The sequence below is a fragment of the Cyanobium sp. N5-Cardenillas genome, assembly GCF_024345515.1.
In the GTDB taxonomy this organism is placed as follows: Bacteria; Cyanobacteriota; Cyanobacteriia; order PCC-6307; family Cyanobiaceae; genus Cyanobium.
Genome location: NZ_JAGQBG010000074.1, coordinates 1 through 12,469 on the forward strand (window position 1 = coordinate 1; position 12,469 = coordinate 12,469).

The window sequence follows — 12,469 nt, forward strand, 5'->3', positions numbered from 1 at the left end:
GGTTTCGGTGAGGGTGAAGGGGGTGTTGCTGTCGAAGTAGTGCTGCTGGTTCAGCAGACCGATGTCGCCGGTTGGGTCGATCAGGCGAACGGGGAAGCTCCTGGTGAAGTCACTGGTGAGGGCGTCGTAGTAGAGCCGCTGGCCCGCCGTTCCGGTGAAGGTGTAGATGTCGCGCTCGCCTATCTCGCTCAGTGAGCTGGAGACGGGGCTGTTGAGGCTGAGGGCGGTTGTGGTGGTGGAGGGGGTGATCAGGCTGAAGCCGTAGTTGACCGTGGTGGTGCTGGAGCCATCGATCGCCAGGACGTAGGTGCCATCGGCGGTGAGGTTCAGCTCCAGGTCGGTGCTGATGTTCTGGTTGGCCACGGACTGGTTGGCCGGTCCGATGACCCGCCAGGTGGCGTTGGGGAATCCGGCGGTCTGGCTGTCGAAGACGAGTCGCTGGCCGGCCGTGCCGGTGAAGCGGAAGAGGTCGGTTTCCTGGCCGGGGGAAAGGCTGCCGTTGGTGACGGTGTCGAAGGGCAGAGCCGTGGCGGTGGCCACATCCCTCAGAGCGAAGTTGAAGTCGGCCGCCGTCGTTGCATTGTTGACCAGCAGCAGGTGGTAAATGCCCGTTTCCGTGAGGCTGAAGGTCGGAAAACTGTCTGCTTCACCACTCCCCCCCAGCACCGAGGTCCCATCGGGGCGCAGCAGGAGCAGGTTGATGTTGTCGCTATCTTCTTCGAGCGCGTCGAAGTAGAGCCGTTGGCCTGCGCTGCCGTTGAAGCTGAAGATCTGTGAGGCGGCGGCCGCCAGAGGTCCGCTGGTGGCGCTGCCCAGGGTAAGGGGAGTGGCGCTGGCGCTCAGATCGAGGATCCGGAAGTTGTAATCGCCCGACCCATTGACCCTGACGGTGTAGCCTCCCGAACGCGGCAGAACGAGACCGGCTGAGGAATCGAAGCTGGCGTTGGTGCTGTAGATGGTGGCGTTGCCATTGCCCTGATCGAGAATCTGCAGGGAAACACTGTCAAAATCCGGGTCGAGGCTGTCGACATAGAGCAGTTTCCCGGCCGCTGCGGTGATGGTGAAATCAACCGGGGCTCCTGACACCGTTCCCGATTGGCTGAAGGGGAAGGCTGTGGGTGCGGCGGGCGGCGGGTCGATGGTGCCCGTTACATTGAAGTTGTAGCTGACATCGCTGGCACTGCTGCCGTCGATCTGCAGCAGGTAGGTGCCGGTGGCATCCAGAAAGGCCGTGAAATCCGTGCCGGCACCAACGCTGGCTCCCGCCACCGTCACATTGCTGGGGTCGAACAGACGCCAGTTGGCCCCCGTCGCGGCGGCCAGGCTGTCGAAAGTGAGCCGCTGGCCCGCGGTGCCGGAGATGCGATAGAAATCCGATTCTCTCCCTGGGCTGAGGGTGCCTGTGATGGCCGTGCCCAGGGTGATCAGGGTGGCATTGCTGGCATCGATGAGCTTGAAGTCGTAGTCGCCCGTGCTGTTGGGATTGCCGACCTGGCCTTCGACGATCAGCTGATAGGTGCCAGGTTCGGTGAGGGTGATCAGAGTGCCGTCGGAATCGGCGTCCAGGAAACTGAGGGAGGTCCCGCTGGGACTACGCAGAGTGGCCAGGATGCTTCTGGTGTTGTTGACCGTGGCGTCGAAGAAGAGCCGCTGGCCGGCGGTGCCGGTGACGGTGTAGATGTCCTGCTCACCCAGTTCACCGATCGAGCCGCTGACGACACTGCCCAGAGTCAGCGGTGTGCTGGTGGTGGTGGGGGTGACGAGCTGGAAGCTGTAACTGACGGGAGTGGTGGTGTTGCTGTTGCCCTCGATCTGGAGCAGATAGGTGCCCGCTTCCGGAGTCGTGAACTCAAAGTCGAAGCCGAGGGAGCCGCCGGCGATCTGGGTGTTGCCGGCATCGAAGACCCGAACGAACGGACCTGTGCCGGTGATGTTGTCAAAAGCGAAACGCTGGCCCCCGGCCGCAGTGAAGCGGTAGAACGCACTCGCCGCCCCAGGGGTCAGCGTACCTGTGGTCTCTGTGTCCAGGGTGAGGACGGGTGCGGCCGCCGCATCGATCAACTGGAGGTTGTAGTTGCCCGTACTGGTGGCACTGCCGACCTGGCCTTCGATGGACAGCTGGTAGGTGCCGGTTTCGGTGAGGGTGACCAGGCTGCTGTCGAAATCGGTGTCGGCGAAGTTGATCACCAAGGCCCCGCTGGGGCTGCGCAGGGTGGCGAAGAGGGTCCTGCTGTTGTTGACGGTGGCGTCGAGAAGCAGGCGCTGGCCCGCAGTTCCACTGAAGGTGTAGACGTCCTGCTCGCCCGGTTCGCCGATCGAGCCGTTGACGGCACTTCCCAGGGTCAGTGGTGTGCTGGTGGTGGTGGGGGTGACGAGCTGGAAGCTGTAGGGAATGCTGCTCGTGCTGGTGCTGTCGATATAGAGAATGTGGCTGCCGCTGCGCGTCAGCGTGATCTCGAAGTCTGACGCGAGGTTGCCGCTGGTGATCGCCTCACCGTTGGGACCGCGCAGAAACACGTTGGCCCCGAAGGCCGAGGGTGATTGGCTGTCGAAGACGAGCCGCTGTCCGGCCGTGCCGGTGAATCGGTAGAGCTCGGTTTCGAATGGGGCCAGGGTGCTGCTGGTGACCGTGTCGAAGGCCAGATCCGTGGCCGGCGCCTGCAGCAACTGGAAACTGAAATCCGTCGCCGACTGTGCAGTGGACTGCTGGACCAGATAATAGGTGCCGGATTCGCTGAGGGTGAAGATGTCGCTGTCGCTAGAGGAGTTGACGAAAAAGAGGCTGGTGAGGCTGTTGCCGCTGGGGCCGATCAGAAACGCCTGAACGCTGTCGAAGTCCTGCTCGAGGGCGTCATAGAACAGCCGCTGCCCCACGGCGCCGGCGAAGCTGAAGATCCGTGCCCCTGAGGTGGGGGTCACAGTCTCGGTGACGGTGCTTCCGAGGGTCAGCGCCGTGGCGTTGGCGGCCAGATCAAGGAGCCGGAAGTTGAAATCACCGGTGCCGGTGAGTCGCACCGTATAGGTGCCTGAACGCGGCAGTACCCTGACGGAGTCGTTGCTGGCGTTGTCGGAGCCCACACTGGAGCCTCCCGGATCCAGGATGTTGACGCTGACCGCATCGCCGTCCTGATCGAGGCTGTCGAAGTAGATCAGGGTTCCGGCGGCCGCCGTGAAGGTGAAATCAACCGGAGATCCGCTCACCGATCCCGATTGGCTGAAGGGGAAGGCAGTGGGGGAAGCGGGCGGTGGATCACTGATGTCGTTGACCTGGAAGCTGTAGCTGACGCTTGCGGTGGCATTGGTGCCATTGAATATCAGGTAGTACTCACCATCGGCGGGGAGCGTGACGCTGAAATCCGTGCCGCTGGAGGTGCCGGTGGAGTTGAGCGGCTGATTGTTGGGGCCCCAGAGTACCCAGGTGGTGCTCGTGGGCGGTGCGAGCAGACTGTCGAACTGAAAACGTTGGCCCCTGGTGCCATTCAGACGATAAACATTGCTCTTGATCCCCGGGGTGAGGGCATCGGTGATCGTGGCGCCAAGGGGGAGGATGGGGGCCTGATTGGGCTTAAGCAGGCTGAAGTTGTAGTCGCCGGTGGTGCTGGCATCCCCGCGGATGACGATCTGGTAGGTCCCGCTGAGGGTGAGAGTGGCCGGGGTGGTGCCGGCGGTGTGGCCGAAGTTGGTGAAGATCGTGGCCCCGGAAGGGTCGATCAGGCTGTAAGAGATGTTTTCGAAGACCGGATCGGCGTCGATGCCGTCGAAGAAGATTCTGTCGCCGATGACACCATCAAAGCTGAAGACCTGCTGTTCTCCCTGCTCCGTCAGAAGGCCGCTGAAATTGACCGCGTAGGACGAACTAGCCATGGGCCTTCATCCACCATCAAAGAAATTTCACCAAAATCTAACTCGATTTCTCATCAAGCCATCCATGCTTGCTCCTGTGTAACAATTCTTATTATTTATGCTTATCTGGGCCTCTGGCCCGGTCTATGCGCCTATCACTGGGGCGTCATGTCATGTATTCAGGCTTACATCGTGCCTCCCCGGACTTCGTCCATGGGCATACCTCAAGCCATGGGTTCGGGCGGACGGATCGTTAGGCCGTTCTTCCCATCGGGCCCCTCCAGCCCCCATCCTTAGAAGGGCCTTTTCGTTGTCCTCTCTGGTGTCTGCCTGTCCCTCCAGCGCGCGACAGCCGTCGTGACCAGGGCCGGCTGGCGCTTCTGGATCGACCGCGGCGGCACCTTCACCGACGTGGTGGCCCGCACGCCCAGTGGCGAGTTGCTGGTGCGCAAACGGCTCTCCGATCCGCCGCCGCCTTCCGATGGCTTGGCCCCGCAGGATCCCGCCGTGGCCGCCCTGCGCGAGCTGCTGGAGCTGGCGCCCGACCAACCCATTCCCCCCGGGCTCGTTTCGGAGCTGCGGCTGGGCACCACCGTGGCCACCAACGCCCTGCTGGAGCACCAGGGGGCGCCGGTGCTGCTGCTGGTGACCCGTGGCTTTGCCGACCTGCAGCGCATCGGCGACCAGCACCGCCCCGACCTCTTTGCCCTGGAGATCCGAAGGCCCGAGCCCCCGCCCCTGCGGATCATTGAAGTAGACGGCCGGCTGGCGGCGGATGGGGTGGAACTGGAGCCCCTGCAGCTGGATGAGGCGCTGGAGCAGACCCTGGCCCAGGCCCGCTCCGACGGCTTCCGCAGCGTGGCCGTGGCCCTGCTACACGCCGGCCGTCACCCTTGCCATGAGCAGGCTTTCGGGAGCTGGCTGGCCTCACGGGGCTTCGCCCCGGTGGTGCTTTCCCACCGGCTCAGTCGCCAGCCCCGGCTGGTGCCCCGTCTCGACACCACCGTGCTGGAGGCCTCCCTGGCCCCGGTGCTGGGGGCCTATCTCGATCAGGTGCGCGCCGCCATCGGGGCGGCCATCCCGCTGCGGGTGATGACCTCCGCCGGAGCCCTGCGCGCCCCCGCCCTGCTCCAGGCCAAGGACACGATCCTCTCCGGCCCCGCCGGTGGCATGGTGGCGGCCGTCGCGGTGGCGGAGGCGGCCGGATTCGGTGACGTTCCGATCCTCGGCTTCGACATGGGCGGCACCTCCAGCGATGTCTTCCACTTTGACGCCGGCCGCGGCGAGGCCGCCTGGGAGCGCAGCAACGACACCGAGATCGACGGCCTGCGGCTGCTGGCGCCGATGCTGCCGATCCACACCGTCGCGGCGGGCGGCGGCTCGGTGCTGCAGGTGCAGGACGGGCGCCTGCAGGTGGGCCCCCGCTCGGCCGGCGCCAACCCCGGTCCCGCCTGCTACGGCCGTGGCGGCCCCCTGGCGATCACCGACGCCAACCTGCTGCTGGGCCGGCTGCCGGTGCAGGCGCTGCCGCCTGTGTTCGGCCCCGGCGGTGACCGGCCGGCCGATCGCGGGGTGGCGGTGGAGCGCTTCGAGGCCCTGGCCCGCCAGCTTGGGGTGGCCGGGCCCGAGGCTGCGGCCCAGGGGGCGCTGACGATCGCCATCGAGCGCATGGCCGAGGCGATCCGCCGCATCTCGATCCAGCGCGGCCACGACCTGCGCGGCGCCGTGCTCGTCACCTTCGGCAGCGCCGGCGGCCAGCTCACCTGCCCCCTGGCCGACGCCCTCGGCCTCACCCGGGTGCTGCTCCATCCCCTGGCCGGGGTGCTCTCGGCCTACGGCATCGGCCTGGCCCGCCCCTCCCTGCTGCGGGAGCGCACCCTGCGGCAGCCCCTCGAACCCGCCCTGCTGCCCCAACTGGAGCGGGAGATCGCGTCGCTGGTGACCGAAGCCAGCGCCGAACTGGGCACCAGCGGTGATCTGGCCCCCGGCGAGGCGCCGTGCTGGCAGGCCCGCCTGGAGCTGCGTTATCGCGGCAGCGACCAGGGGCTGGAGCTGCCCTGGCCCGTCGGGCCGCCCGAGGACGCGCACGCGGATCTGCGCACCGGTTTCGAGGCCCGCCACCGGCAGCGCTTCGGCTTCGTGGTGCCGGACGAGCCGCTGGTGGTGGAGCGGTTGCAGGTGGAGGTGGCTGCCCCGGCCCCCGAGGCCCCGGCGCCAGTCACCAAGCTCGCGGAGCTCCCTGAGGCGGCGGATCCGCCCGAGCCTTCCGAATGGGTGCCCCTTTGCCTGGCAGAAGAGCACGGCGCCGGCAGCGGCGCCGGGATGGTCTGGCGCCAGGTGCCCCTCTGGCGCCGGGAGCAGCTGGCGGCGGGCCAGCGGATCGCGGGGCCGGCGCTGGTGGTGGAGCCCACGGGCACCACGGTGTTGGAGCCCGGCTGGGGCGGCCGGGTGCTGGCGGGGGGCGAACTGCTGCTGGAGCGGCAGGCTCCGTCAGCCGGGGCGGCCCTGGGCGGCAGCGTTGCCGGGGCGGTGGATCCGGTGCGGCTGGAGCTCTACAACCACCGCTTCAGCGCCATCGCCGAGCAGATGGGCGAACGGCTGCGCCAGTGCAGTCGTTCGGTGAACATCCGCGAGCGGCTCGACTTCTCCTGCGCCCTGTTCGATGGCGCAGGCCGGCTGGTGGCCAATGCGCCCCACATCCCCGTGCACCTCGGCTCGATGGGCGACAGCGTCGCCAGCCTGCTGGCCGCCGTGGCCGCCGGCACCCTGCCGCCCCTGGCACCGGGCGATGCCTACGCCGCCAACGACCCCTTCGACGGCGGCACCCACCTGCCCGACATCACCGTGATCACGCCTGTGTTCCCCCCCGAGGGCGGGGCGGCGCCGCTGCTGTTCGTGGCCTGCCGCGGGCACCATGCCGACGTCGGCGGCCTCACCCCGGGATCGATGCCCCCCTTCAGCCGCCGGATCGAGGAGGAGGGGCTGCTGCTGCGCCACGTGCCGCTGCTGCGCCAGGGCCGGTTCGATGCGGACGCCTGGCGTGAGCGGCTGGCGGCCGGCCCCCACCCGGTGCGCAACCCCGAGCAGCTGCTGGCCGACCTCCAGGCCCAGGTGGCGGCCAACCGGCTGGGGGAGAGCGAACTGCAGCGGCTGCTGACCCGCGATGGCACCGATGAGGTGAGCGCCTACCTGGGCCATGTGCTGGCCAATGCCGAGGCGGCGGTCGCCGAGGCGATCGCCGGCCTCACAGGCGGCGAGCACAGCGTCGAGCTCGACAATGGCAGCCGCATCGTCGTGGCCGTCCGCATCGACCGGGCCGCCCGCCGCGCCCGCATCGACTTCAGCGGCACCTCCCCCCAGCAGGAGGGCAACTTCAATGCCCCGCTGGCGATCACCAAGGCGGCGGTGCTCTACGTGTTCCGCTGCCTGGTGGGCCGGCCGATCCCGCTCAACGCCGGCTGCTTCGTGCCGATCGAGCTCGTGGTGCCCGAGGGGTGCCTGCTGCACCCGCGGCCGCCGGCGGCGGTGGTGGCCGGCAACGTGGAAACGTCCCAGGCGGTCACCAACGCCCTGTTCGGGGCTTTGGGGGTGATGGCGGCGGCCCAGGGCACGATGAACAACCTCAGCTTCGGCGATGCCGACCACCAGTACTACGAGACCATCTGCGGCGGCACCGGCGCCGGGGTGCTGGCGGATGGCCGTGGCTTCGCGGGAGCCAGTGCGGTGCAGAGCCACATGACCAACTCGCGCCTCACCGACCCTGAGATCCTCGAGGACCGCTTCCCGGTGCGGCTGGAGCGCTTCGCGATCCGCCGCGGTAGCGGCGGCGGCGGCCGCTGGCATGGAGGCGACGGCGTGGTCCGGCGGCTGCGGTTCCTGGCGCCGATGACCGTCGCCATCCTCTCGGGCTCCCGCCGGGTGCCCCCGTTCGGTCTGGCCGGTGGCGGCGATGGCGCGGTGGGGCGCAACCGGATGGAGCGGGCCGACGGCTGGCACCAGGAGCTGGCCGGCTGCGACCAGGTGGCTGTGCAGCCGGGCGACCTGCTGGAGATTGCCACCCCTGGTGGGGGCGGCTATGGAGCTCCGCTGTGAGGGCGGCGCTGCTGCTGCTGCTGGCGGGGATCGCGTTGCCCGTGCGTGCCCAGGGGCCGGTGACGCCCCCTGTCCCGGAAACCAACGTTCTGCTGGAGGGGGAGCAGCGCTTCCGGCCCCAGTGGTCGGCCGGGGGGCTGGTGGCGGCCCAGGAGCCGCTGGCCTCGGCGGCGGGGGCGGCGATCCTGCGCCAGGGGGGCAATGCGGTGGATGGGGCGGTGGCCTCCGCCTTCGCCCTGGCGGTCACCCTTCCCCAGGCCGGCAACCTGGGCGGCGGCGGCTTCCTGCTGCTCTGGCTGCCCGGCCCCACGCCGGCCCGCCAGCGGGGCTGCCTGGCCGGGGCGGACCCCGAGCTGGCCATCGGCGGCGGCATGGCGGTGGCGGTGAATTTCCGCGAGACGGCCCCGGCGGCGGCCACGGCCACCATGTTCCTGGGCCCTGACGGCCAGGTGGACCGGACCCGCGCCACCCGCAGCCTGCTCAGCACCGCCGTGCCCGGCAGTGTGGCCGGCCTGGCCCTGGCCCAGCGCTGCTACGGCCGCCTGCCCCTGGCCCAGGTGATGGCGCCGGCGATCCGGCTGGCGGCCCAGGGCTTCCCGGTGAGCCGTGAGCTGAGCGATTCCCTGGCCGCCGCCGCCCCGCGATTGCAGGCCGACCCCGTCTCCCGCCGCCTGTTCCTGCCGCCGCCGGTGCCGGGCACACAGCTGCGCCAGGGCGAGCTGGCGGCCAGCCTGCGGCGCATCGCCGCCGAAGGGGAGAACGGCTTCTATCGGGGGCCGGTGGCCGACGCCCTGGTGGGCGCCATGGAGCGGGGTGGCGGCCTGATCACCCACAGCGATCTCCTTGCCTACCGCGCCCGGCTGGTGCGGCCGCTGCGGCGGGAGTTCCGCGGCCATCCGGTGCTCACCATGCCGCCGCCCGGGGGCGGGCTCACCCTGCTGCAGCTGCTGGGGATCCTCGAACCCTTCGACCTGGCGGCCACCGGCCTGAATGCCGCCGCCAGCCTCCATGCCATGGCCGAGGCCATGAACCTGGCCTACCGCGACCGCAACGCCCTGCTGGGCGACCCCGACCAGGTGCCGGTGCCGGTGGAACGGCTGCTGTCGCCGGCCCACCTCGAGGGCCTGCGTCGCCGCATCGATCCCCTTCGCCACACCCCGGCCCCGGTCCTGGAGGCGGCCGCTGCCACAGAAGGCACCAACACCACCCATCTCTCGGTGGCCGACCGCCAGGGCGGCCTGGCGGCCCTCACCACCACCCTCAACTTCCCCTATGGCAACGGCATCAGCGTGCCGGGGATGGGCTTCCTGCTCAACAACGAGATGGACGACTTCACTGCCCTGCCGGGCAGCGCCAACGCCTTCGGCTTGCGCCAGGGGGCGGCCAACGCCATCGCCCCCGGTCGGCGGCCGCTCAGCTCGATGGCCCCCACCCTGGTGTTCCGCCCCGATGGCCGCCCCTGGATCGCCACCGGCAGCCCCGGCGGCAGCCGCATCATCACCACCATCCTGCAGGTGCTGCTCAACCGGATGGTGCATGGCCTCAACCTGGCCGGTGCCGTGGCCGCCCCCCGCATCCACAGCCAGCTGTGGCCGGATCGGATCGATGGGGAGGAGGGCCTCAGCCCCGACAGCCGCCGCCTGCTGGAGGCCATGGGCCACACCCTCCGCCGGGCCCCGGCCATGGGGGCGGCCAACAGCGTCGAGGTGCTGGCGGGGGGCGGCAGCCTGGGGACGGTGGATCCGCGCCGGGCCGAAGGTCCGGCCGTGCCGGAATGAGCCTCAGCCCTCGGGCGCAGGCGCGGTTGGGGCGGTGATCAGGTTGAAGGCGGAGAAGGCCAGGCCGAAGCCGAACAGGGTGCCGATGGCCCAGAGGCTGTCGGAGGGCCATTCGGCGATCAGCATTCCCCCCAGCACCACGGTGACGATGCCATCCAGCAGCACCAGGCCCCGGGCCGGCCCGGCGCCGGCGGCGGCGCCCGCCAGTTCCATCACCCCCTCGACGGCGAGCAGCACGCCGATGAACAGGGTCAGGCTGACGGTGCTGGCCACCGGGAAGGCCACCAGGCCGATGCCGCCCACCAGGTAGAGCACCCCGGAAATGGCGCGGAACACCTTGCTGCGGGTGTCATCGGCCGAGGTGAGCCGCAGCAGCTGGGAGACGCCCTCCGCCGCTGCCACCCCGCCCAGGGCGATGGTCAGCAGGGTGGCCGACACGAAGGGAAGCGCCAGGCAGAGGACGGCCGCCACCAGCAGCAGACCGGCGGTGACCCAGCGCAGGGTGGGGGAAGCGGGGACGGACAAGGGCTTGGGGAGGCTGGTGGGAGGTTAGGTCGCTTTCCCCGGGCCGACCGCCTTGCTCAGCGGGGCGGACCGTTGTAGAGGATCGCCACCACCCGGCGACCGTCCGGGGCGATCCTGATCTCCGTTTCCGTGGTGGCCGGCAGGCCCTTCGCCTCCCAGCCGGGGGGGCCTCCCAGGAAGCGGAAAACGAGGCCATCGGCGTCGTTGCGCACCAGGCAGGGGTTCGAGGCCGCCGAGGTGGAGAACATGCAGTTGGCCGGGGTGTACACCGTCAGCCCGCCGTTGCTGAGCACGGCCGCGTTGCGGGCCAGGTTGAGGGCCCGGATCTCGTTGAAGGGGATCCCCTGGGCCTGGCTCGGGGCCAGGGGGGCCAGCGCCAGCAGCAGCCCCGCGGCGGCGGGCAGCAGGCGGGTCGCGGGTCGGAAGCGGAAGGCCATCGGAGTCCTTGCGGATGTCTCCAGTATCAGGCGGTGATCCGGCTTCGCGTCCAGGGCCGCTGCCTGTTGCTGAGGCGCGGCCTACCTTGACGGTTCCGATCCATCGCCGCCGTGATCCGACCTCCGGCAGCGCCGGCCACGCCGGAAGGTCTGACGCGGCGGCGGCACCGCTTCTACCGCCGGCTGCTGTTTCTGTGCCTGCTGGTGATGCTGAGCCTGGCGTTTCCCCAGACGCTGCGCCTGGCCGGGTCGGTGGGCTATTTCCTGATCACGCTCCTCACCACCGTCGAGCTGGGCGGCTTCCTCGCCGGCTCGGTGGCGCGTGACTGGGGTGACCGTCTGTACCTGGCGCTGGGAGGCGCCAACCTCGTCGCCCAGCTGTACTGGCTGCTGACCCCCGAAGCGCGGCGCCTGTCCGGGGTGCCCCTGCTGCTGATCACCACGCTGTTCATCGGCTGGAGCCTGGTGCGGCTGGTGCGGACCCTGGGCCGGGAGCCCCGGGCCACCCGGCCGGTGGTGGTCGGGGCGGTGGCCGGCTACCTGCTGCTCGGGCTCAGTGGCGGCCTGGTGCTGAGCGTGCTGGAGACGATCCAGCCCGGCAGCTTCCTGGCCAACACCGCCGATGGCCAGGCCGCCATCGTCCGCTCCCATGCGGGGGTGGCCGCCCACAGCGTCTGGGAGCTGGATTTCGCCCGCATCAACTACTTCGCCTTCGTCAGCCTCACCACCACCGGCTATGGCGACATCACCCCGGCCCTGCCTCCGTCGCGCATGGCCAGTGTGGTGCTGGGCATTGCCGGGCCGCTCTACATCGCCGTGATCCTGGGGGTGCTGATCAATCGGTTCAAGGGTTCGGAGGGGGGCCCTTCCGGCGACTGAGCCAGGCCACCCGGCGGCAGGGCCCGCTCCAGGCCCACATCGACGCCGAGGTGCTGGTCGGGCCGGCCGGTGATCAGCAGGGCCGTGCGCTGGCGGGTGGCGATCTGCCACATCCACTTGCTGAACAGGGCGATGCGGTTCTCGGTGTCGGGGATGAAGGCGAGGTGGGCCAGGGCCCAGAGCACCCAGCCCGCCAGTCCGCTCACATGCAGGCCGCGCAGATCCGCCACCGCATACCAGGGGCCGATCACGGCCATGCTGCCGAGATCGAACCAGCGGAAGGGCTCACTGCGGCGCCCCTCCAGGCCCGCCAGGATGTCGCGCGCCACCCAGCCGCCCATCTGCACGGCCGGCCCCGCCATGCCCGGCAGCACCCGGCCGTCGCCGGTGTGGGCGTAGTGGCAGAGATCCCCCACGGCCCGGATCTCCGGGTGGCCCGGCAGGGAGAAGTCGGCCTCCACCTGCAGCCGTCCGCCCCGGTCGACGGGGGCGCCGGTGCGTTCCGCCAGCAGCCGGCCCAGACGGGAGGCCCGCACCCCGGCGGTCCAGCAGATCGTGGCGGCCTCCAGGTCGCCGAGGCCATCACCGCCGGCGCCCGCCTCGCCAGCGGCGGCGTCAGCGATGTCGTCGGCGGGGCGCTTGAGGATCACCCGGCCCGGCTCGATCGCCGCCACCATCGTGTTCAGGTGCAGCTCGACGCCGGCCCGCTCCAGGTAGGCCGCCGCATCCCGGGACAGGTTGGCGGCCATCGCCGGCAGCACCCGGTCGACCGCATCCAGCAGGACCACCCGGCACTGGGCGCGGTCGAGCTGCTTGAAGTCGCGCTCCACGGCGCGGTGCATCAGCTCGATCAGGGAGCCAGCCCGTTCGCATCCCGCCGGACCGGCCCCCACCACCACCACCGACTGCAGGTAG

At 69.9% G+C, this 12,469-nt stretch carries 7 protein-coding genes; 3 read left to right on the forward strand and 4 right to left on the reverse strand.

Annotated features, from left to right (window positions below):
• A partial coding sequence (locus KBZ04_RS07740) for a beta strand repeat-containing protein (protein ID WP_254991375.1) occupies positions 1 to 3,864 on the reverse strand: 3,864 nt, incomplete at its 3' end.
• Between the two features lie 336 nt (positions 3,865 to 4,200).
• Here KBZ04_RS07740 and KBZ04_RS07745 point away from each other — a divergent pair.
• Positions 4,201 to 7,935, forward strand: a complete 3,735-nt coding sequence (locus KBZ04_RS07745) for a hydantoinase B/oxoprolinase family protein (protein WP_254991376.1) — start codon at positions 4,201 to 4,203, stop codon at positions 7,933 to 7,935.
• Positions 7,932 to 9,713, forward strand: a complete 1,782-nt coding sequence (gene ggt, locus KBZ04_RS07750; protein WP_315860089.1) for a gamma-glutamyltransferase — start codon at positions 7,932 to 7,934, stop codon at positions 9,711 to 9,713. Before KBZ04_RS07745 ends, ggt begins: the two co-directional genes overlap by 4 nt.
• Before the next feature lie 3 nt (positions 9,714 to 9,716).
• Here the strand turns inward: ggt and KBZ04_RS07755 are convergent, their stop codons facing one another.
• A complete protein-coding gene (locus KBZ04_RS07755; protein ID WP_254991377.1) occupies positions 9,717 to 10,238 on the reverse strand; it encodes an HdeD family acid-resistance protein in 522 nt (173 codons plus the stop codon).
• A gap of 56 nt (positions 10,239 to 10,294) precedes the next feature.
• Positions 10,295 to 10,675, reverse strand: coding sequence for a hypothetical protein (locus tag KBZ04_RS07760; RefSeq protein ID WP_254991378.1), 381 nt, complete (start codon positions 10,673 to 10,675; stop codon positions 10,295 to 10,297).
• Between the two features lie 111 nt (positions 10,676 to 10,786).
• Between KBZ04_RS07760 and KBZ04_RS07765 the strand changes: the two genes are divergently transcribed.
• A complete protein-coding gene (locus KBZ04_RS07765; RefSeq protein WP_254991379.1) occupies positions 10,787 to 11,554 on the forward strand; it encodes a potassium channel family protein in 768 nt (255 codons plus the stop codon).
• On the opposite strand, the gene KBZ04_RS07770 is transcribed toward KBZ04_RS07765, so the two are convergent.
• A partial coding sequence (locus tag KBZ04_RS07770; protein WP_254991380.1) for an NAD(P)/FAD-dependent oxidoreductase occupies positions 11,482 to 12,469 on the reverse strand: 988 nt, incomplete at its 5' end. The two genes, KBZ04_RS07765 and KBZ04_RS07770, sit on opposite strands and share 73 nt — an antisense overlap.

Bases quoted from the DNA above. Each gene is read 5' to 3' on its own strand.
- KBZ04_RS07760 (WP_254991378.1), bottom strand. From the start codon at position 10,675: ATGGCCTTCCGCTTCCGACCCGCGACCCGCCTGCTGCCCGCCGCCGCG.